We start from the raw sequence: 21,666 nt of genomic DNA on the forward strand, positions 1-21,666 counted from the left end.
GGGTTAACAGACTAAAAATCTCTTTCGGAGGCGAATAGTTTCATCTAAAAATTAACACTATTTATGACTATTTTATTGCAATGAGATACAAAACCGAGCTTCAATTGTTAGATTATTCGCGAAGTTCTAAAAGTATAAACTGATTCAATTGCTTATAAAGTCTACTAAAATTGTTATCGGATACGACAACGATCGATTTGTTTCCGTTGGAAAAATTTGGGCCAAAGGTTATTCCTTCAATATTATCCACTATTCCATTCGTCAATTGTGGTCGTAGGGTATCAAAATCTAAAAGTAGCTTTTTTTTCACCATCGTTATATCGGCCTCTTTAAGCGTTGCAATACCGCTAACATCGGTTGCAACTCTCGCATCTACATCGTAGATTTTTACTGTATTTCCACCATCTGTATATCCGGCAGAGAAGGAACGTTCCAAGGCCAAGAATTTATTCTCCTCATATTCCAATAACTCTACCAAGCCATTCAATTCAAAGGAAAAACCGTTTATCGCTGGCCGTGCTACAGGGTCCAAGGGATAAGCAAACTCTTTTCCAAACTCTCCCGTGACTTTATCAATATAAGCTAATCTAATCGGGGCTCCATGATTGGTCGTTGGCGGTTCCCCATCTTCTTTTAACGGCAATTCCATGCTTACCCAGTATCCTTTTTTGTCCGAACTTAGTGACAATCCTTCGAAAACGCCATTTTGCCGGGGTCCGTTCTCTTCTTCATTTGATGCGCTATATTTCAATGGCAAGTCCATTGCTTTTATGAAATCGCCTTCTAATGACGACGTACGTACGAAGGGATTTATTTTGGCTCCAATATTCCCCTCGCTAGACCACACGAACTTATCACCATCTATCCGAATGGATTCTGAATCTACGGTTTCCACCCCAAAGTCTCGCCCCAGGCTATCCTTTAACGTAATTACGCCTGTAATTTCCAAAGAACTGAACCCATCTATATCGTAAGCTACATTAAGGGTATAGTATCTTGGCCTCTTAGAATCATCGCTAATGACCACCCACTTCCCGTTCTCATAATCAATACCGGATAATCCGCCCACAATTGTATTCCCGAATTCCTGACCATCCGGAAGTACAAACTCATCAATAAATCTTACTGTGCTTGATTGGTGTTGTGCTTCGTTATCCTCCGTGGAACGCTCGGTTGTCAATACTTGGCCTTCGGTAATGTTTTCTTCTTGGGTACAAGAGCCCATGAAAAAAGTCTGTGCAAGCGTTATAGCTATAAGGTAAGTACTGCTTATCTGCATTATCATGAATTTCTCAGCATGTAGAACAAAATATGTCTTCTAATTCCCTTGATTCAAAGTTATTAAATAGATCTCTTTTTAATCATTCCTCCTCGTGTGTCATTTATTTTACTCATTACCACAAATGCTTTTGGGTCTATTTTAGTAATCTCAATATTTAACCTGCGTATTTCCAGTCTTGTAATCACAGTAAAGATAACATCATACTCTTTATGGACCCCATGCCTTCCATAGCCTCCCTTGGCCTTGTAAATCGTTAAACCGCGACCTAATTTATCAATGATCATGGCCCTTATCTCCTCGTTCTTATCGGATATAATCGTTACCCCAGTATATTCTTCAATTCCTTCTATTACAAAATCCAGCGTTTTTGAAGCCGCTAGATACGTTAACATAGAGTATAGTGCCGTTTCTATGGATAGTAGATAAGCAGCTGCCAAGAATACCAAAATGTTGATGAGGATTATAATATCGCCGATTGTAGTTCCTAGCTTTCGACTTAGAAATATTGCCAAAACCTCGGTTCCATCGAGTACACTTCCTCCTCTCACTGATAGTCCGATTCCCGCGCCCAGAAAAAATCCACCGAAAACGGCAACCAATAATTTATCCTGTGTTATTTCTGGAAAATCAATGGTAAGCAACACTAGTGCCAAACCAAGTATAGCCAGTGCCGTTTTTACCGCAAACAACTTTCCGATTACCTTGTAACCCAGTATTACGAATGGAATATTTACGAATAGAATCAGTAAATACAGTGGAACATCTGAAGTTTCTGCAATTAGTAGGGATATTCCCGTAGCACCACCATCAATGAATTTGTTGGGCAAAAGAAAGCTCTCCAAGGCGAACGCCGCGGAAAATATCCCTAGAACAATGAAAAATGAATCCTTTAACCATAGCTTATAGTCATTCTTTGAACTACTATTGGATGCTTCATTTTTCATTAACGTTTCGTATTATAGATTCTCTGGATTAACCGCTAGGCTTTTGAACAATTTTGCTTTTGCCGAATAGAATTTATTTTGAACCGAATTCTGTTTTAAAACAGCATCTATCAACTTACTTTCCCTTGAATTGATCAAGAACAGCGAACTTTCTCCAAAACTAAACTTTCTTTCTTCCGCAGAGAGCATCGTTTGGTAATTAGAAACGATATCATAAATCAGAACATTTTGGGTTTCAAAAGACTCTAGTTCATTATAAATAGCCAATACTTTATTGCGAATTTCAATTTGTGCATTGTCCAACTCAAACTGTGCATCGTTCAATTTAAGTTTCGCCAATCTTAAATCCCCTCTTTCTTTACGTAGAAAGAGTGGGAATTGAAACGCTAAACCTCCTTTATACTCCTCCGTAACAAAGGAATTGAGCACATCTGGGCTTTCTGTTAGAAAGTTATATTCTACATCTATTTTTGGGAGTAATTTATTGGTTTTTAGTTGTTTGTCTACACGCAGTCCGTCAATCTTAAATCCTAATGATTTTATCTTAGGATGATTCTCTACCGTAAAACTATCCAAGGGCTTGCCAAGAATTTCCAACGTATAGTCTATATCCGCGGCCAAATCCGTATCCGGGAATACGTTGGGTTGTAGTTCTAGTGGAATATTGTCATTTCCCCATAGAAAATTAGATAACTCTAAAGATTTATTACGAAAGCGTACGTTGGCCTGTTCTAATTCCAAGGCCCTGTTCTGAACGGCGATTTTCGCTTCTACCGTATCTATTGCGGCCTTATCGCCAGCTTCGGCACTTTTTTTGATTCCTTCGAAACGAATTTCTGCATTACTCAGAAAATTAGTAAACACTTCCCTGTCCAAATAAGCTTGTAGCCAATCAAAATAGGCCAAAGAAGCATCAAAAAGTATTTGGTTGACCAATAAATCACGATCGGCCTTGGTCTGCTCCCTGAAAAACTTTGCCTTCTTTAGGGTAGCCATACGCTCATTTATCCACAACCCTCTAGCAAGGGACATTGATATACCCGCACTGTAAAGACCATTATCCGGTACGGTCTCTGTTTGACTTATAAAATCACCTTGATTCTGTTCAAAATTTCCTTTCAATTCTATGCCATACCACGTTGGTATTTTGAAGGTGGCGTTCAGTCTATCCCAATATTCACTTCCCTTAAACTCCTTGCGCTCGTAATCTGCCTCTATCTTGGGATCAAAGCCTCCACGTGCTTTCATTAAATTTGCCTGACCAATACTCAGGGTTAGATCTGCCTGTTTGGCAATTGGATGGAACTTTTTTACATAGCCCAGATATTCATTGAACTCCAATTCTAAAGAATCCTGTACTTGGGCATGGGCCACGAAGAAAAATCCAAAAAATAAACAAACAATATATTTTTGCATCCTTATTTCTTTACTGGTTTACCTTGCGCTCCCTCGGGCTGATAATAATTTGGAGGGAAACCGTTTAACTGTCTCCATAGTTCATACCAGATGGGCACATCTTCCAGAAGTGCAATCGTGTCCGCACCAGAACCCGCTCTTAGCTCTGCCGGCCACTCATGATCGTCCGGATCTGGCGCCAATAAAATTCTATATTTTCCATTATCACTAATAAAGGTTTCAATGGCCACCACAACACCCCCATACGTACCGTAAGAAACATTGGGCCAACCGCTAAAAACTATTGCAGGCCAACCATCAAACTGAATACGGACTTTTTCACCCAGATGCATCAAGGGTAAATCCAAGGGCCTTACAAAGGTTTCCACAGCCATATCAATATCCGCGGGCATAATACCTACCAGGGACTCCCCTTCTTTGAAGGTTTGACCTATACCCCCTTGAATGGCCTTGTTAATGAAGCCGTTCTGTGGCGCTCGCACGTAATACATATCGTTCCGCATGGAATAGTTGGTAAACTCGTTCTCTAGTTTTGTTACTTGCGCCTCAGAATCGAACTGGCTGGATTGAGCGGTGAACATATCACTCTCCGCTTTTGAAATTTTATTGGTGTATTCATTCTGTACACGATTTATTTCTACTCTTGCATTAATTACCTCGTTCCTTGCGGCGAGTAATTTATTCTGCTGCGAGATTAGCTTTGCCTGAGTTTCCTGAAGTTTTAGTCGTTTTTCTTCTACATCCGTCACGGCTTTAAGGCCCTCGCTCTGCAATTGTTGCGTTCTGTTAAACTGCCTTTCTGCAATTCTAATATTGGTCTCAGCCGCTTCTAGATCAATACTATCGCTCTGAACTTTTAGTTTAGACTGCAGCAATTTGTTGCGGGCTTGCTCCAACTTCAATGCCCGCTCATTGGATAAAGCCGACATTTGGTTACGTAACGCTTTTACCTTTCCTTCATAGGAGAGTACAGATGCCGATTTTGCCCTTATTTGATCTCCTGTACGAGAAACCAAGTTAGGGTCAAAATATTCATTTTTAATCTCCGAAATAAAGAGGATGGTATCTCCTTTCTTTACATAGTCCCCTTCTTGTACGTACCATTTTTCAATCCTACCCGGTATGGGTGATTGTATGGTCTGTGGTCGTTGGTCCGGCTTCAAGGTAGTTAAGTATCCCTTTCCGGTCACGTTCTGTGTCCATGGAAGAAAAAAGAGAATTAATATCATGATCCCAAAGCCTTTCAGGAACCTATTAAAGTACTTGTAATACCTTTGATGAAAAACCCTGTTGGTGGATTGATAGCCTTTTAAATCTACTCGCTTGGCTAAGCTATTTTTAGATATGTTCAACATCTTCTCTACTTTTCGCTAATTAATTTTCCTGCATTTAAGGTCAAGATTCGACCACACCTTTTCACCCAATTGGGATTTTGACTTACAACGATCAAGGCCCAAGGATGTTCAACATCAATAAGAAAATCCATGATTCTTGTGGCCTCCTTAGAATCAAATTGGTCAAGAGGATCCTTTAGAATTAATAGTCTTGGTTTTCTAACAATACTTCTAGCTAAAACTATTTTTTTGGCTATTGTGCTTGATATTTGTTTCCCTTCTGGATAAATAACGGTTTTTAGTCCTAACTTCTGTTCTTTGACAAATTGTTTTAAACCAGATTTTTCAATGGCCCAACGAATGTCCTCTTTCGGAATTTCCTTATCTCCAAAAGTGATATTGTCTAAAAGCGTACCTTCAAAGGGAGACTCTTCGGTAAGTGACTGCCCCAATTGAGCCCTGTAGTAATTTAGGTGCAGACCTTTTAGGGAAATATTATTTACATATATGGTACCTTCCGTTGGCTCAATGATACCCGCTATTAATCGCAGTAATGTCGATTTTCCCGAGCCATTGGGTCCACTTAAAAGCACCCTATCTTTTGACTTTATTAAAATAGAAAGATCATCAATAATTTTCTTTTCGGAATTTGGAATGTGATAACTAATGTTACTTAACTCTAGGCTAAATTTATCATCATGTAAGAAAGGAAATTCCCCGTCCTGTGGTTCCAATTCTTTATCCACTACCTGCCCCAGCTTTTCCAAAGAGGTAAGAACGTCATAGAAAGACTCTAGACCTAAAATAAGTTTCTCTACCGATGCAATTACCAATAGTATAATAATTTCCGCCGCTACAAATTGTCCAATATTCATTTCTTGATTCAAGACCAATAGACCACCGATCAGTAAAAGACCAGCGGTTACCAAAATCTTAAAACCGATCATCTGAATAAATTGCAATACTAGAATCCTAAAATGACTTTCCCTGGAAACCAAGTATTTATCTACAAGGGTATCTGTCTTGTCCAAGGCGTGCGATGTTCTACCAGAGAGTTTAAAACTAACGATAGAACGCGCAATCTCCTGTATCCAATGCGCTACCTTATATTTACTTTTAGATTCCGCTAAACTCGTTTCAAGACCTTTCTGTACCGTGAACTTAAAAACCACGTAGATGAGAACGATCAACAAAATACCGTAGATGATGAAGAAGGGATGGTAAAACGACAGCAAGAGCAAACCAAAAATAATCTGTAAAAGTGCTGCTGGAAAATCTATCAACAACTTGGGTAAACCTTTTTGCACATTTAAGGTATCAAAAAACCTGTTTGCCAGTTCTGGCGGATAATTATCACGTAATTCGCTCATCTTTATCTTGGGAAAACGGTAAGAGAATTCAAACGATGCCCTAGTAAAAATTTTCTGCTGTACGTTTTCTATGATTCGTATCTGCATTAATTGCAGTACGCCTACAAAAGCAACTCCCAAGGTCACTAATACAACCAGTACTATCCAAGAAGTACTCACTTGGGCTCCTTGTATTAAATTTATGATGGCCTGGATACCTAGAGGTAGGGACAAACTGACGATTCCCGCAAAAATTGCATAGTAAAAGACTTGAAAAACGTCTCTCTTGTCCAGACGAAGCATGCCTATGAGACGCTGCCAAGCGGTTAAAATATTTTTTGACATTCCTTTTTAGGATTTAAGTGATGAGAACACTAGGTTTAAGAAGTATTGTTTTTGATCGTCATTTTCACGGAAATCCGTCAAAGAACTAAAGTGATCCCTAAGAAAGTGCTGGTGCAAAGAACCCTCTAAAAGCGTACTTGCCAAGCTTGAAGGATAAGGATATTCGGAATCCACACCATGTATCATTTTGCTAAGACGGTTCACCAACCTTTTGTAGATTACAAAGTATCCCTCTTTATTTTCCGTATCCACTTCTTTGGTCAAATAAGATTTCGAGTATTCGTTAATGACGATTTTATTTAAAAGCACCTCGTTAATATGTGAAAAAGAGGTGTCCTCAACTGTTGTTTTGGTCACAATCTCAATGGCCTTCCGTAATTTTTCCTCAGGATCGGCGATACCATTGGTCGCAAAAACCAATTGATACTCCAACCATCCCCAATACCAGGAGGTAAGATACAACAGTAATTTATGCTTGTTTTCAAAATACCTATAAATAGAGCTTTCATTGGATCCTATTTTAGTCCCTAATTTTTTGAAAGTAAAACTCTCAAAACCCATTTTGCTAATCATTAGGATACTATTCTCGACAATGCGCTTGCCCAAATCGGATGATTCCGGGTCTTTTAAAAAAATCTTCTCGTTGATTCTTATTGTTACAGTCTGTAGTAAATGTTCCATTAAGTGCTATTTTGATACGTACAAATATAATAGTAATGCTATTATTAATTAATAGTTTAACTAATATTTAACGATAGTGCTGCATTTATGAGCGTCTTAATTCCTTATATTGTATAAAATTTTTTTTGATATGAAGAAAACTCTACTATTGATACTTATCGTATTATCTCCACTATTTGGCCAGGCTCAAGAAATGTTCTATATACAGTTTGAGGATAATGAGGTCAATAGACGGTCTGCTACTGAACAGGTTAACTTGACAAAGAAACAGAACGGCCCTGCCATTATTATAGGTGGTTTGAACAATTGGGACGGGGGCGGAAATTATATCAATGTCTTTGGTACTAAATTTATTATCGACAGTTTAGATTTAAATTCTGATGGAACTAGAAGGGCGGTTCTCAGAAGAGAGGACGGTGAAAGCTTTTTTAACCATTTAACCACTATCAATGCCAAGTTGACACCTGTAGGCAAGCCCATTGAGGAGACACGCTAAAGTATTTATTTAACGTATAAATTTTTGTTCTCGACACCGGTCATATTAGGATAGTTCTTCGCTAGATATCCTTTATAATATGACCGGTGTTCTAAAATAAACATTATGATACTAGCACATATTATTGCAAAGGATAGAAAGCAAGCGCTTAAAATCATAAATCTATTGATGGACCAAAAATTACTTTTACAGGCCGTAGTATCTGAAAAAACGGTATACGAGAAAAAAAATGCTCAGGGCCAACTTGTAAGTTCAAAACAGACCCTAATCATAGGCAAGACAAAGGCACTTCTATTTAAAACTATCAACGATGTCCTAAAAACAAACTTTAAAACCAACATGCCTATGTTGTATTCCGTTCCTATTGTTTATATGGACGAGGAGCTCGCTTCGCTCATTAGGGAAAACACAGCCAAAGTCTAATTGGCCTTCAGTTCTTTAAATATTTTCGAACCAATCGAAATGTTCTGCTATAATATCCTCTTTTTCTTCCTTTACGTATGCTAAGAAGGCATTGGCGGCAGGAGAAAGGTTCTTTGATTGTAACCACACCAAATTCCATGTAGTAATTATAGGCAGACCTGAAACTTCTATAATCTGTAAATCCCCGTTACGTAATTCATTCTTAATCCCTATTAAAGGCATAATAGAATATCCTAAACCTGCTATTACAGCTTGCTTTACGGCTTCATTTGATGTTAGTTCTATTTTCTTTGATGTAGGTAGATTGTTCTTCCTTATAAATTCTTCCATTGCGCCTCTTGTGGCGGACCCCTGTTCTCTATAAATCAATGGAAGGTCCTTGAAAATCTTATTTTTATTCTTAGAATTAAAGTTGCGTTTCATATCACCCACCAAAAAGAGTTTATTGGTCATCAGGGCTATCTTATCCATTTTTAAATGCGTAGGCAATACGGAAACCAACGCAAAATCCACTTCATTCAACTCCAGTGCCTTAACCACTTTAGACTTATTGGTTACATCCATTAAAAGCTCTACCCCCTCATTGCCCTTTATAAAATTTGAAAGGAAATAGGGCATTACGTATTTACCCGTGGAGACTATCGAAATCTTTAACCTCCCCGACAAATTACCTTCGTACGATGACGATTTATAATTAATCGCATAGACTTGGTCCAAAATCTTTTCGGCCGCCTCGGCAATTTCCCGTCCAAAATCCGTGATATATAGTTTTCTCCCTACCACCTCTGTCAATGGTATGGAAAATTGATCTTGAAAATTTCTTAACTGAATAGATACCGCAGGCTGCGTTAAAAATAATTCTTCCGCTGCCTTTGTAATACTTTGTTTTTCTGACACTTTGAGAAAAACCTGAAGTTGATGTAAGGTATAATTCATAAATAATATTAATGTTTGATATAATAAATATAAATAAAAATTTATGGATTATTATTTTAAACTTTGTGCCAACTTAAAGAATAAGTTAAACTAAAAATTCAAATCATGAAAGCAACAGCAGAAAACGTAAGACCTAAAACTATGCAAAAAATAAATTTAGTGGATGGAAATTTCACTGTATCCGAAGCCTCCGATGTAGTTTTGGCCCTACTTAATGAGAAAATAAACTTTCACAAGCTACAACGACTTTCTTTATGTGAAGGGTATTCTGAGGCTAATACTAAATATCCGGATGAGCGCATCACCGAATTAGAACATGAAAAATCCATTGCAAAAGATTTCTTTGCACAAGCAAGAGCAGAAGGATTAACGCTTAAGATAGACGGCGTACTTAAAATATCAGTGAACAAATAGCCATAAACAACTTTCAAAAAAGAATCTTATGTCACTTAAAAAAGCACATCTGTATCTTGGTCTTGGCTTTGTAGCCATCGCCGGTTTTCTTATTACCTCATATACAAACGATAATCTATTCATGGACCGTCTGCTCGTTGCCTTGGGTATTATTTCCTGTATCCTTGTAGTTAAAGCGCTAGGTAATTCTTAAAAGAGAACTATTGAAACCAGATCAAACCATAAATCTTGTAAAGGGTACGTTTGCGCCCGCTGAAGCGGCGGATGTACTCTTTTCGCTCATAAGCGATAAAATAAAGTTTCATCATCTACAAATTCTTAGTCTTCAAAATGGAGTAGATACCAATACGGAATGGTCGGAACAGCGCATAGCGTCACTCAAGAATTCTAAAAACAGTGTAAAAGACCTTATCCTAAGAGCTAGGAACGAAGGTTATAAACTCCAAATTGATGGGGACATTTCCATCAAACTCATAGCTATCAATGAGAAGGCCTGAAACCTCCTTTTTAAATAATCAACTTACTTATGGATTTACATTTGTTGCTTGACAACCTGACCAACCCTGCCTTACTTTTTTTCTTTCTCGGTATTTTGGCGGTGTCCTTAAAGAGCGATTTAGAAATACCCGCCAATTCGTCAAAATTCATATCCCTTTACCTCATGTTCTCTATTGGATTTAAAGGTGGGATGGAACTTTCACATAGCAATCTGGATCTAGAAATACTGTGGTCATTATTGTACGGAGTCTTCTTGGCGCTATTTGTTCCGGTATTCAGTTATTTTATCCTTCGGAGAAAGTTCAGTGTTGCCAACTCCGGGGCTATAGCGGCCGCTTACGGTTCGGTGAGCGCCGTTACCTTCGTAACCGCTGTTTCCTTCTTGGAGATAGAACAGATACCGTTCGGGGGTCATATGGTAGCCGTTATGGCGCTTATGGAAGCGCCCTCCATCATTATCGGAGTGCTGTTAATGTCGTATTTCCAAAAGGATAAAAAAAACCAGATAAGCTTAACGGGGGTGGTAAAACACTCTTTGACCAACGGAAGTGTACTCCTCATCCTAGGTAGCCTTGTGATTGGATTTTTAGCTAGCGATCAACAGGCGAGAGGTATTGAGCCCTTTACAACGGATATATTTAAAGGATTTTTAGCTGTATTTCTGCTAGATATGGGGATTACCAGTGGTAAAAAACTTAATGATTTTCTAAAGAAAGGTTGGTTCGCATTTCTATTCGCCATTATTATTCCTTTAATTAACGGCATTACTGTTGCCATCGTAAGTGCCGCTTTTACAGAAAGTGTTGGAAACCGTTTTCTCTTTGCGATATTGGCCGCAAGTGCCTCTTATATCGCCGTGCCCGCAGCGATGCGGCTAGCGGCACCAAAAGCCAATCCCAGTTTATATCTGCCCATGGCCCTTGCCATTACCTTTCCGTTTAATATAACATTAGGTATGCCGCTATACTTGTGGGTAGTGCAATCTTTTTAAAGTTGGCCCTATCCTTTAAATTACTAATTTAAGGGCATGGAAAAACACAAATGTGGCTGGTGTGTTGGCGATACGCTGTATGAAGATTATCATGATAGGGAGTGGGGTGTTCCGGTCAAGGATGATGCTATGCTATTTGAGTTTCTTGTTCTAGAGACTTTTCAGGCAGGTCTTAGCTGGATAACCATCTTGAGAAAAAGAGAAAACTTCAGAAAGGCCTTTGATAATTTTGATTATCAAAAAATTGCCTTGTACGACACCAACAGAAAAGAAGAACTTTTACAGAACGCCGGTATTATCAGGAACAAACTTAAAATAAACGCTACTATCTCCAATGCCATAGCCTTTATGGAAGTACAGAAAAGTTTTGGAAGTTTCCATAAATATATTTGGGATTTTCTGGACCACAAACCAATAATAAACAAAATACAGAACTATAAAGAGGCCCCGGCGAATACTCCGCTTTCCGACCAAATTAGTAAGGATTTAAAAAAAAGAGGCTTTAAATTTGTTGGAAGTACCGTGGTCTACGCCTTTATGCAGGCAACGGGCATGGTTAACGATCATGAAATAAATTGCTTTAGGTATGCGCAGGTCTAGATATTAGAAACTATGAAAAATAAATTATTCGGGCTGTCCCTTATCATCATAATTTGCTGTTGCTCTTTTACTATGTCACAGGATAAATATGAACGCGAATTCCGCATTCGAAAATCACAATTTCCGATAGCCGCCTTGGATATGATGGAAAGTGAACTGCAAGAGGTGAAACGGCTCAAATTCTATAAAGAGACCGATAGCGCCAAAACGAGTTTTGAAGCGAAATTCAAAAAAGACAGACTCTGGTATAGTGTAGAATTCGACGAAAAGGGCCATCTGGAAGATATTGAGGTACTCATAAAGGAAGTAGATATCCCTTCCGATGCTTTGGCCAAAATGATAACCTATTTTGAATCTCAATTCTCAAAATATCGAATCAAAAGAATACAGCAGCAATATCCTGCAAACCAAGAACAACTTAAAGAAACGTTTAGGAATGCCTTTCAAAATCTGTTACTGCCCTCACTTAATTATGAACTTATTGTCGCCGGAAAAGTTGATAAAAACTACTTTGATTACGAAATCCTTTTTGATGCGGAAGGAAATTTCAAAAAGATAAGAAAGTCATTACCCCCTAACTACGATCATGTTCTTTACTAGGAAAAGCAGTATTCTATTTATTTGTTTTTGGACCGTTTTTTATACCGTAAAGGCACAGGATAATTGGACCGGTTATTGGCAGCCTCAACTTGCCCTGAATTACAAAGTAACTGCAAATTACTCCCATAACTTTTCCTTAGCAAAACGCACCTATCTGTACCAGGATTCTGCATTGGATTTTGAAATAAGACAATTAGACTTTGTACATTTTTCTAAACTTAAGATCAGTGATAATCAAAGTCTGGGTTTAGGGTTCCAATATAGATTTCGTGAAAATTTTGAACAGGACAAAGAAAATGAACTGCGTATAACGCAGCAGTATAATATTACCCATAAAGCGAGAGTTCTAAGATTTGGGCATAGATTAAGAACGGAACAACGCATTACGGCATCCGCTACCATACATAGGTTTAGATATAGATTTGCTTTGGATCTACCCCTGCAGGGTGTTGAATTGGATATTGGCGAATCTTATTTAGTACTAACCACCGAGTCTCTACTAAGTGCAGGAAAAGCTACGCGACCGGAATATGACCAACGTATAACCGCGCAATTGGGTTGGTTGATCAGTGAAAAAACCAAATTTCAACTTGGAGCGGAATACCGGGCGGAAAATTATAATGCGATTACGGAAAATGTAGCGTTCTTAATCACAAATCTAGTTCTGTCCCTTTAGCCTACTCATAAACAAGCTTCGGGGTATTTCCCTAGCCCCCAAACTCGCCAGATGGTCTGTATATAGCTGACAGTCTATCAACTTATAATGCTGTTCCTGTAGTTCTTCCGCCAATTTTATAAATGCAAATTTAGAGGCGTTAGACTTTAAGCTAAACATACTTTCTCCACAAAATATATGTCCCAAGTCAATTCCGTACAAACCCCCGACCAAATTATTTCCCTCCCAAACTTCATAAGATTTGGCGAAACCTTTTCGGTGCAGCTCCAAATAGGCCTTTTTCATTTCATCCGTTATCCAAGTTCCTTCCTGGTCATTTCTGGGAACGGCGGAACAATGTTCAATGACCTTTTTAAATCTTTTGTTCTTTGTTAAACGAAACTGGTTTGAACGGATTACTTTTTGCATGCTTTTAGAGATTTTAACCTCTTCCGGATACAACACCATTCGCATCTTTGGGCTCCACCACATAATGAGCGAATCATTATTGAACCACGGAAAAATTCCACTTTGATATGCCAATAAAAGCCGTTCGGAGGACAAATCACCGCCTACCGCCAGAAGTCCTTCGCAATTGGCGTTCTCCACCGAAGGAAAGTACAAGCGCTCCGAAAGGAAATGAATTGGTCCCTCTGACGTTTCCTCTTCCACCATTTTTATTCTCAAATTAGGAAAAAGGTCTAGAAAGCAAAAAACTTGTTTAACTTTTTAAGTCGAACAAGTTTTCGTTTTATTCCTTATGCTAGAGGTAAAACCTCTTCTGAAGAGCTATTTATACTGTAACCCTTAAAATGGAAGATCATCGTGATCTTCTTCATTTAAATTATCCGCAGGCTCAAAAGCTTCCATCGGAGGAACAGGTGGCATTCCTTCCGGTTGTGCTTGCTGCTGTAAATTCTCTATACGCCAACCTTGGATGGAGTTAAAATATTTTATTTCGCCTTGTGGGTTTGTCCACTCTCTACCTCTTAGATTTATGCTAACCTTAACATCCTGACCAACGGCATAACTGTTCAACAAATCACATTTGTCCTGAACAAATTCTACCATAATATGTTGCGGATACTGCTCATCGGTAGTTACTACTAATTCTCTTTTTCTGAAACCGTTGTTTCCAAAAGTTTTGGTCTCTCCGACCAACTTCACTTTTCCTTCTATTTCCATCTTAAACGCTCTTTTTACTGTAAAAATCAAAAATACGTAAAATGACACTACAATAAAACAATAGTCTATGAATACAACACAACAATTTTTTACAAATTAGGTTATCTTTAATAGTAGAAATCAAATGGATGCAATTTAATCCTAAGAGTAAAACTTCCAATATATTTTTATTAGCAGGCTCCTTCATCGTTGTGAGCCTTATCTTGTTGAATACCAATAGTTTTTTCAAGACCTTTAAGGAAGAAGAACGTCTAAAAATGGAGATTTGGGCCACTGCACAATCAGAATTCCTTCATTCTGCCGAGGACGTAGATTTGGGAGGTCTACATTTAAAGGTGTTCCAAAACAATACGTCTACCCCAATGATACTGATCAATAAAGACAGTACCATTAGGGTAAATAATATCCCTGCCGAGAAAGCATCCGACTCCATCTATATCCAAAAAAAATTAAGGCAATTTCAAAACGAGAACACTCCGGTATCCATCGACCAACAAGGCGAACATCTGGCTACGTTATATTACGGTAATTCCGAGGTATTGAACAAGTTAAAATATTATCCTATTGCCCTGCTATTAATTATCTTTCTGTTCGGAGCGGTCATCTATTTCCTGTTTAGAACAAACAAAGCCTCAGAACAGAATAAACTTTGGGCAGGAATGGCCAAGGAAACGGCACATCAGATCGGTACTCCGTTATCTTCACTATTAGGTTGGAACGAGTTATTGAAATCTGAACATATAAATCCTGATATCACCAAGGAAATAGCAAAGGATATCGCACGGTTGGAGACCATTACGGAACGCTTCTCCAAAATTGGTTCATTACCCAAACTTTACGAAAGCGATATTGTAATGGAGACGAAGACCGCATTCGAGTATTTAAAAAAAAGAAGTTCCAAGCTAATCCATTTCACCTTCAATTCTAGAATAGAATCACAATCGGTCCTGATAAATAGTTCTTTGTACAATTGGACTATAGAAAATCTAGTTAAGAACGGTATTGATGCCATGCGAGGCAAAGGAAGTATCTCCATAGATATTGTTCCCGACGGGAAATTCGTGAATATTTTAGTTGCCGATACGGGACATGGAATACCTAAAAGCAATTTTACCAGTATCTTTAATCCGGGCGTAACGTCCAAACGAAGAGGTTGGGGTCTGGGCCTATCACTGGTAAAAAGAATCATTGAAGAATATCATAACGGAAAAATAAAGGTACTTTCGTCAGGTAAAGAGGGTACCATAATGCAAATTTCCCTCAAAGCTCACAAGTAGTCATGGCAAAGGAAAAATTGATTGTTATAAAGGAAGCGGACCTTACCAATAATTGTCCCGAGTGTTTTAATCAGGACCTAAAACTTTCTTTTTATCAAAAACATACCTACGGACGTTTTTTTCATAAAACCACCAACGAGGTAAGTAACCAAATCGTTTGTCGTAAATGTAGCTCTATGATATATCCGGTTGCTTGGACGGACGATATTGAACGTATGTTCAACTACTATCAAAAAACAGTAGTACCAGAGAAAAAATCGAGTAAACCTACCTTTCTCTTTTATATATTGATTCTTATAGCACTGATAATCACAGCTATAGGGGTGTATTTTTCCTTGGGAGGAACTATTCAAATTTAGCACTTACGCATGCCGCTATGTCCTTAAATTCTTCTGGAGATAGACTAACCTTATGTTGAAAAGTAGCATCTTTCATAGTGGTCAAGGGAATTAAGTGTACGTGTACATGAGGCACCTCCAATCCAATAACGGACATCCCTACCCGCTTACAATCCAAGGTTTTTTGTAAGGCCAGACCTACCCTTCTGGAAAAAGCCATCAATGCGCCATACGTATCCTCGTCTAAGTCTAACAATTTATCTACCTCCTTTTTGGGTATACATAGGGTATGCCCCTTCGCATTAGGATTGATATCTAGAAAAGCCAGAAAATTATCGTCTTCGGTTATTTTGTAACAGGGTATTTCCCCATTGATGATTTTTGTGAATATGGTTGCCATGGCGGGTTGATTATATGAAACAAAAAATCCCGTTACGGGAAATAACGGGATTAAATATAGTTATTAAAAAGGCGCTATTCCCTAGTAATCTCAAGAATATCAAACTTCAAAGTTCCGTTTGGCACCGTTATTTCTGCCGTATCCCCAACACTCTTGCCTAAAAGACCTTTCCCTATTGGAGAACTGACCGATATTTTTCCCGTTTTTAAATCCGCTTCACTTTCAGCTACCAATTTGTATTTTACTTCCATGCCACTGGTCTGGTTCTTCAATTTTACAGTAGATAACACCAGTACTTTGGAGGTATCTAACTGTGATTCGTCTATTAATCTGGCATTGGCTAAAATTGCTTCCATTTTAGAAATCTTCATTTCTAATAGACCCTGCGCTTCCTTGGCCGCGTCGTACTCTGCATTTTCAGACAAATCTCCCTTATCACGAGCTTCCGCTATTGCCTGTGATGCTTTGGGCCGCTCTATATCTCTAAGATGATTCAGTTCATCTTTTAGCTTTTTTAAGCCCTCTACCGTGTAGTAAGATACGTTACTCATAATTTACTCGTTTAATAAATAAGAAAATCCTCTGCTTTACCCTAATAACGGGGCTTTTTTAGAGAGGATTTAACGCAAATATACATATTTTTTACGCAAATTTGTTCAAGTTTTAGTAAAACCATAACAGCATATGAGCCGTATTCTAGGGATTCTTTTAGTGGTATTGATAGTCTCCTGTTCCAATGAGCAGACCAACAGAAATCCGTTCTTGCAAGAAATAGGTTTTAGGTTCGATGCCAATTTAAATTTACCGCTCTATAGTCCCTTAACCAATACGGGAAGTGTTGTTCTGGTGCAGAGCACCGGTGTGGGTACTCGTGGTGTTTTTATCGTCAATGCAGGTTTTAATCAGTTTAGGGCCTTTGAGGCCAGTTGCCCCAACCACGAACCTAATTCATGCTCTACCATGGTGTTGGACGGACAGGTAGCTACCTGTGAATGCGAGGAGTATCAATATAGCCTTTTTACCGGGCAACAGCTAAACAGACCAGACGATGGTAATCGTTACTACGATATGCTAGAATACAGGGCTACCTTTAACGGAAACACCGTGAGCATATCTAACTAAAACTTAGGAAAAGACATTACTGCTGCGTTCCCATCCATTTATCGTAATAGCTGTCGTTAAGCATTTTAGTAAACTTATCCAATTCTTCCCCCACAGCTTTTAAATAGCCCGCATACATCTTTAAGGACTGCTCGTCCATGTCTTTCTCAATCTCTATGACAGAAATAATACTCATTAAGGTAGTTATCGGTTTTCTAAGCACGTGGGAGATATCAAAAGACATTTGCTCTAAGGTTTTTATGTATTCTTTTTTACCGGAGATGTCTTGAAATGTACCGTACCACATCACTTTACCGTCTTCTTTTTTAACAGGTTTCGCCATACCCTCATGCCAAGAAACATCCCCATTTTCTGATACGATTCTGAATTCTGCCTGCCACATCCTAAGGTTTACACAAGAATCTAGAATGGTCTGTTTTAGATAACTTAGATCATCTGGGTGAATTATTGTGTAAATCTCTTCCGGCTTCTTAAGGATTTTCTCATCATCTAAACTTGCATGCATCTTATTGATACCCTTACTCACGAATAGGAAATTCAACTTCCCTTGTGCATCTATTTCAAATTGTAAAAAGATGCTTGTAGATTGATTAGAGAAACGCTCCAAGGCCATTGTCCCTTTTTTAAGCGTGACCTCTTGCGAATAAATCGCCTTTTTAGACTCAAGATACTGCCCCACTTCTAAGGCCAATAGTTTTAGAGCGTTTATTTTTCTAGGTGTTATTTGCCTCGGTTTTAAGTCCATTACGGAAAGAACTCCCAATACCTGGCCGTCTAAAGTGGTCAACGGTACGTTGACCAAAAAACGAATGGATTTCTTTCCTATATCAAAAGAACTAACGTCAGTAAAGCGCACATCGAGTACGGCATCTTCCACGACCAATACCTTACTAGGATTTTTTATGGCATACGTACAAATATCATTTAGTGAGGCTATTTCATCAATAAACACCCCTTTTTTAGCCTTGAACCATTGCCTATCCTTATCAAAAAAAGAAATAGCGGCAATAGGTGTATCACAGAGCGTTGCGGCAATCTCTACGATATCGTCTAATTTCTTTTCCGAAGGTGTATCTAAAATTTGATATGCATAAAGCTCCTGTAACCTTTTAGATTCGCTCATAGGGGATTTTCATCACTGATTTTATCTTAAAGATACTTAATCTATAAAGAAAATTCCTGCTTTTTATTCGATTGCATTAAAAAAACTTTAAAAGACCACATCCTTATAGGATAAAGGTGCTTTTTCCAAACCCTTATTTTGAAGCCAAGATAAAAAGCTATTGACGTGCTCTTTTTCCATTACACCCCATTTATCCGAATTTCCGTAATAGGGGGAGGTGTACATTTGACTCGCTACCAAATCGATATTGTTATCTTCCTTTGCTACAAATGGCTTGATGCTTTCTATGGCGATTTCCGGCTCTTTCTGTGCAAATAAAAACCCTTTCTTAGTGGCCTTCAAAAATTTTGAATAGATTTCCTTCTGTTTATCCACCGTTTCCCTATTGGCCATAATTACGGGCGAATATCCATAAGGTATACCATAGTCCGCCATTTTAAACAGGTTTAATTTAATCCCTTCTTGCTGTGCACGAATTCCTTCCCAATTGGTAAAAATCCAGGTAGCATCAGCCGTACCATTGAGGATGGTTTCCCATATGCCCAACTTTTCCGGATAAGTAATCTTAAACGTACCGTTTCCACCATCATTCTTTATCATTTGCCTTACTATCTCATCTTCATATCTGGCCTTGTAAGAAGCGTAAGTGCAACCATCCAAATCTTTAGGACCAAGAATTGCACTCTTTTCCAGAACAGCAATGGCACTTATATCCTCCTTAAAAATTGTGGCTAAGGCTACGGCATCAAAAGGTCGTTTTTTAGTTTTATAACTAACAATACTTTCTAAAGGGCAAAGTGCCAAATCTGCTTGACCAAGTTCTACTTTTTTCGCGGGCGTTACCGAATAGTTATCACTATCTGGTGTTATTAGGGCTACTTCCAATCCTAAATCGGAGTAATATCCCTTCTCTTTTGCCACGTAAAAACCAGTATGGTTCGTATTCGCAGTCCAGTCCAATGCAATTTTAAGTTTTTTCATCCCTAAAAATTGACCGTTGCCCCAAGTAAAAAGTTTATTCCCGCCTGCGGATAAAATCCAGCACCTTCAATTGTGGTAATTACATTTGGGTCCGAGAAATCATCATCAAACGTGAAGAAGTATCCGTTAGACTCAAACTTAGCATCAAATATGTTGTTTACCAGTCCGGAGAATACGATACTCTTTAAAAAACCATCACATTTTAACTCATACTGCACATTAAAATCTGTTTGGGAATAGGCATCTAAAATAGATGTCTCCGAATCGATGTTGCCCATGTATTGCTCCCCTACATATTTAGATAAAAGGGATACTTGAAAAGTATCGGTAGGGCTATAGGTAAACATATTGCCAAAAATGATATTGGGCGAATAGGCAATATTGGTATTCCCCAACTCCTGCAGCACACCATCTCGCTGAAAAACGAAATCCTGGTTCTTATTTGTGCTTAGGGCTATGTTGGGTTGTACGCTGAATTTATCATTGAATCTAATGGACGCATCAATCTCCAGTCCCAATCTATAGCTGTCTCCTACATTTTCCCGTAAGGGTGCGCCAACATCGTTTAATTCACCTGTTAGGACCAGTTGGTCTTTATAGTTCATGTAATAGATGTTGGTATTCAATTGTATGTCCGGAGATACATAACGCCACCCCAGTTCAAAATCGTTAAGCCTTTCTGGTCTTGGATTTCCGCTTTCGTAGTCGTTTCTATTAGGTTCGCGGTTAGCTACGGCATAGGAAAAATAGAAGTTGTTGTTCCGGTTTAAATCGAAGGTAACCCCTGCCTTGGGATTGAAAAAATTAAAGGTATCGTCTACCAGACCGGTATCTTCTCCGTTTGCACGGTACCCCACTCTTCTATATTGAAGATCTCCATACAGTGACCATTGCGTATTTAATTGGTAATTGGCCTTGGTGTACATGTTAAAATCTGTCTTGGTAGAGTTATCGTCGTAGTAACGATCCCTAATTTCACTATCGCTGGCAAAACGTGCCCAGATGACCTCACCAAAATGATCTCCTTCATACTTGTTCCAACCGCCACCGATAATCAGGTTTAGTTTGTCCTTAACATAGTTTGCGGAGAACACCGTGCCATAGAAATCATTATCCAGCCATCGTCTGCGAATTAAATCGGTCGTATTTACTACCTCACCATTAACGGTTAACGGCTCAAAACCATAGGTCTCGAAATCGTCATCTTCCCGGAATTGCTCAAAAAAGCCCCTGCCACGAGTGTAGTGTAGGGCCACGTTAGTGCTCCAAGTATCGGATATTTGTTCATTCCATAATAATTGCGCATGATCCTGTTTGTAATTATCTACCTCGTTATCATAGAATTGCGTATTTCCATTTTCGTCCGTATATATACCTGCCGGATTAAAAGTTCGATCACTTTCCAATGTTGCGGCGTCTATACCGAACCAAGATTGATAGGTAATCTCATGCCCACCGAACAACAAGGCCTTGATGAGGGTGTTATCATCCTTATAAGCTCCTTGCAGAAAGTAGGAATCCATATCGGCACGTGCCCGATCTATGTATCCATCCGAGTTTATTTGTGATAAACGTCCGGAAATCTCTACATGATCGTTCAATAATCCGGTGCTGAATTTTATGTTACTCCGCAGGGTATTGAAACTTCCTACGGAAGATGAAATTTGCGCATAGGCTTCTTCCGAAAACCCATCTGTCAATAAATTTAAACTGGCACCAAAGGCTCCCGCCCCGTTGGTAGAGGTACCTACCCCACGTTGCAACTGCAAACTCTCCGTAGAGGAAGCAAAGTCTGGCATATTTACCCAGAACGTGCCTTGAGATTCGGCATCGTTATACGGTATGCCATTAATGGTTACGTTTACCCTCGTGGCATCACTACCACGTACCCGTATACCGGTATACCCTATTCCGGCTCCTGCATCGGAGGTGGTGACCACAGATGGTAGAAAGTTCATCAAAATAGGAATATCTTGACCAAGATTTCGAGGTTTAATATCCTCCTTTGTTAAGTTGGAAAACGTTACGGGAGATTCCTTGGTTACCCTAATAGCGGAAACGAAGACCTCGTCTAGCACTACTTTTTTACCTTCTATGGAATCCGTTGGTTGTTGTTGGGCCTGTGAGGCCATTGTTAGGCCGAATATGGCCAATGTTGTGAAAATAGTGTACTTCATTCGTAAAATAGTTTACGAATAAAAGGGGCTATTATTCTAAGTTAAAATTAAATTTTTAGTTGCCTTCCAAAACTTTTTTGGCGCAACCGTGCGTTACCT

26 protein-coding genes are annotated in these 21,666 nt (G+C 38.8%); 12 read left to right on the forward strand and 14 right to left on the reverse strand.

The window, feature by feature from the left end; all coding sequences use genetic code 11:
• Positions 1–112: 112 nt before the first annotated feature.
• The 6 genes from BFP77_RS01930 to BFP77_RS01955 form a co-directional block, all read right to left on the reverse strand.
• Positions 113–1,279, reverse strand: coding sequence for an esterase-like activity of phytase family protein (locus BFP77_RS01930; RefSeq protein WP_180272285.1), 1,167 nt, complete (start codon positions 1,277–1,279; stop codon positions 113–115).
• Between the two features lie 62 nt (positions 1,280–1,341).
• On the reverse strand, positions 1,342–2,226 hold the full coding sequence (locus BFP77_RS01935) for a YitT family protein (protein ID WP_099572394.1): 885 nt from the start codon (positions 2,224–2,226) through the stop codon (positions 1,342–1,344).
• A 12-nt stretch (positions 2,227–2,238) separates the two neighbouring features.
• Positions 2,239–3,642, reverse strand: coding sequence for a TolC family protein (locus BFP77_RS01940; protein WP_099572395.1), 1,404 nt, complete (start codon positions 3,640–3,642; stop codon positions 2,239–2,241).
• A 2-nt stretch (positions 3,643–3,644) separates the two neighbouring features.
• Positions 3,645–4,997: an HlyD family secretion protein gene (locus BFP77_RS01945; RefSeq protein ID WP_099572396.1), complete on the reverse strand. Its 1,353-nt coding sequence runs from the start codon at positions 4,995–4,997 to the stop codon at positions 3,645–3,647.
• 5 nt (positions 4,998–5,002) lie between these two features.
• Positions 5,003–6,670, reverse strand: coding sequence for a peptidase domain-containing ABC transporter (locus BFP77_RS01950; protein ID WP_099572397.1), 1,668 nt, complete (start codon positions 6,668–6,670; stop codon positions 5,003–5,005).
• Between the two features lie 6 nt (positions 6,671–6,676).
• Positions 6,677–7,351 (reverse strand): TetR/AcrR family transcriptional regulator, encoded by a 675-nt coding sequence (locus BFP77_RS01955; protein ID WP_099572398.1) that lies wholly within the window; start codon positions 7,349–7,351, stop codon positions 6,677–6,679.
• Positions 7,352–7,481: 130 nt separating this feature from the next.
• Between BFP77_RS01955 and BFP77_RS01960 the strand changes: the two genes are divergently transcribed.
• A complete protein-coding gene (locus BFP77_RS01960) occupies positions 7,482–7,847 on the forward strand; it encodes a hypothetical protein (RefSeq protein ID WP_099572399.1) in 366 nt (121 codons plus the stop codon).
• A 105-nt stretch (positions 7,848–7,952) separates the two neighbouring features.
• Positions 7,953–8,270, forward strand: coding sequence for a divalent cation tolerance protein CutA (gene cutA / locus BFP77_RS01965; protein WP_099572400.1), 318 nt, complete (start codon positions 7,953–7,955; stop codon positions 8,268–8,270).
• Between the two features lie 15 nt (positions 8,271–8,285).
• On the opposite strand, the gene BFP77_RS01970 is transcribed toward cutA, so the two are convergent.
• Positions 8,286–9,206, reverse strand: coding sequence for a LysR family transcriptional regulator (locus tag BFP77_RS01970; RefSeq protein ID WP_099572401.1), 921 nt, complete (start codon positions 9,204–9,206; stop codon positions 8,286–8,288).
• Positions 9,207–9,311: 105 nt separating this feature from the next.
• On the opposite strand from BFP77_RS01970, the gene BFP77_RS01975 reads away from it, so the two are divergent.
• The 7 genes from BFP77_RS01975 to BFP77_RS02000 all read left to right on the forward strand — a co-directional run bounded on the left by BFP77_RS01975 (position 9,312) and on the right by BFP77_RS02000 (position 12,985).
• Complete coding sequence (locus BFP77_RS01975; RefSeq protein WP_099572402.1) at positions 9,312–9,620, forward strand: hypothetical protein; 309 nt, start codon at positions 9,312–9,314, stop codon at positions 9,618–9,620.
• Positions 9,621–9,648: 28 nt separating this feature from the next.
• Positions 9,649–9,813: a hypothetical protein gene (locus BFP77_RS16885; RefSeq protein WP_164721485.1), complete on the forward strand. Its 165-nt coding sequence runs from the start codon at positions 9,649–9,651 to the stop codon at positions 9,811–9,813.
• Between the two features lie 10 nt (positions 9,814–9,823).
• Positions 9,824–10,117 carry a hypothetical protein gene (locus BFP77_RS01980; RefSeq protein ID WP_099572403.1) on the forward strand — a complete coding sequence of 98 codons (294 nt, stop codon included), beginning with the start codon at positions 9,824–9,826 and terminating at the stop codon, positions 10,115–10,117.
• Between the two features lie 29 nt (positions 10,118–10,146).
• On the forward strand, positions 10,147–11,109 hold the full coding sequence (locus BFP77_RS01985) for a sodium-dependent bicarbonate transport family permease (RefSeq protein WP_099572404.1): 963 nt from the start codon (positions 10,147–10,149) through the stop codon (positions 11,107–11,109).
• A 36-nt stretch (positions 11,110–11,145) separates the two neighbouring features.
• The gene (locus BFP77_RS01990; protein WP_099572405.1) at positions 11,146–11,709 is read left to right on the forward strand and encodes a DNA-3-methyladenine glycosylase I; all 564 of its coding nucleotides are present in this window, start codon (positions 11,146–11,148) and stop codon (positions 11,707–11,709) included.
• 72 nt (positions 11,710–11,781) lie between these two features.
• Positions 11,782–12,309, forward strand: coding sequence for a hypothetical protein (locus tag BFP77_RS01995; protein ID WP_257212833.1), 528 nt, complete (start codon positions 11,782–11,784; stop codon positions 12,307–12,309).
• Positions 12,296–12,985: a DUF2490 domain-containing protein gene (locus BFP77_RS02000; RefSeq protein ID WP_099572407.1), complete on the forward strand. Its 690-nt coding sequence runs from the start codon at positions 12,296–12,298 to the stop codon at positions 12,983–12,985. Before BFP77_RS01995 ends, BFP77_RS02000 begins: the two co-directional genes overlap by 14 nt.
• Here BFP77_RS02000 and aat read toward each other — a convergent pair.
• Complete coding sequence (gene aat / locus BFP77_RS02005; RefSeq protein WP_099572408.1) at positions 12,968–13,639, reverse strand: leucyl/phenylalanyl-tRNA--protein transferase; 672 nt, start codon at positions 13,637–13,639, stop codon at positions 12,968–12,970. The genes BFP77_RS02000 and aat overlap by 18 nt on opposite strands.
• A gap of 132 nt (positions 13,640–13,771) precedes the next feature.
• Positions 13,772–14,149, reverse strand: coding sequence for a DUF3127 domain-containing protein (locus BFP77_RS02010; protein ID WP_099572409.1), 378 nt, complete (start codon positions 14,147–14,149; stop codon positions 13,772–13,774).
• Positions 14,150–14,277: 128 nt separating this feature from the next.
• Here BFP77_RS02010 and BFP77_RS02015 point away from each other — a divergent pair, with 128 nt between their 5' ends.
• Together BFP77_RS02015 and BFP77_RS02020 are read left to right on the forward strand one after the other, a co-directional pair.
• On the forward strand, positions 14,278–15,426 hold the full coding sequence (locus tag BFP77_RS02015; RefSeq protein ID WP_099572410.1) for a sensor histidine kinase: 1,149 nt from the start codon (positions 14,278–14,280) through the stop codon (positions 15,424–15,426).
• A gap of 2 nt (positions 15,427–15,428) precedes the next feature.
• Positions 15,429–15,785 (forward strand): hypothetical protein, encoded by a 357-nt coding sequence (locus BFP77_RS02020; RefSeq protein ID WP_099572411.1) that lies wholly within the window; start codon positions 15,429–15,431, stop codon positions 15,783–15,785.
• Here BFP77_RS02020 and BFP77_RS02025 read toward each other — a convergent pair.
• Both BFP77_RS02025 and greA read right to left on the reverse strand, forming a co-directional pair.
• Positions 15,772–16,164 (reverse strand): HIT family protein, encoded by a 393-nt coding sequence (locus BFP77_RS02025; protein WP_099572412.1) that lies wholly within the window; start codon positions 16,162–16,164, stop codon positions 15,772–15,774. The genes BFP77_RS02020 and BFP77_RS02025 overlap by 14 nt on opposite strands.
• A 74-nt stretch (positions 16,165–16,238) precedes the next feature.
• Complete coding sequence (gene greA / locus BFP77_RS02030; protein WP_099572413.1) at positions 16,239–16,715, reverse strand: transcription elongation factor GreA; 477 nt, start codon at positions 16,713–16,715, stop codon at positions 16,239–16,241.
• A 133-nt stretch (positions 16,716–16,848) separates the two neighbouring features.
• Between greA and BFP77_RS02035 the strand changes: the two genes are divergently transcribed.
• Positions 16,849–17,286: a hypothetical protein gene (locus BFP77_RS02035; RefSeq protein WP_180272286.1), complete on the forward strand. Its 438-nt coding sequence runs from the start codon at positions 16,849–16,851 to the stop codon at positions 17,284–17,286.
• A 16-nt stretch (positions 17,287–17,302) separates the two neighbouring features.
• On the opposite strand, the gene BFP77_RS02040 is transcribed toward BFP77_RS02035, so the two are convergent.
• The 3 genes from BFP77_RS02040 to BFP77_RS02050 form a co-directional block, all read right to left on the reverse strand.
• Positions 17,303–18,409, reverse strand: a complete 1,107-nt coding sequence (locus tag BFP77_RS02040; protein WP_099572414.1) for a PAS domain-containing protein — start codon at positions 18,407–18,409, stop codon at positions 17,303–17,305.
• 87 nt (positions 18,410–18,496) lie between these two features.
• Complete coding sequence (locus tag BFP77_RS02045) at positions 18,497–19,390, reverse strand: ABC transporter substrate-binding protein (RefSeq protein WP_099572415.1); 894 nt, start codon at positions 19,388–19,390, stop codon at positions 18,497–18,499.
• Between the two features lie 2 nt (positions 19,391–19,392).
• Complete coding sequence (locus tag BFP77_RS02050; protein ID WP_099572416.1) at positions 19,393–21,567, reverse strand: TonB-dependent receptor; 2,175 nt, start codon at positions 21,565–21,567, stop codon at positions 19,393–19,395.
• Positions 21,568–21,666 lie beyond the last annotated feature (99 nt).

Origin of the sequence: Maribacter sp. 4U21 (assembly GCF_002742365.1) — a bacterium.
Taxonomy (GTDB): domain Bacteria; phylum Bacteroidota; class Bacteroidia; order Flavobacteriales; family Flavobacteriaceae; genus Maribacter.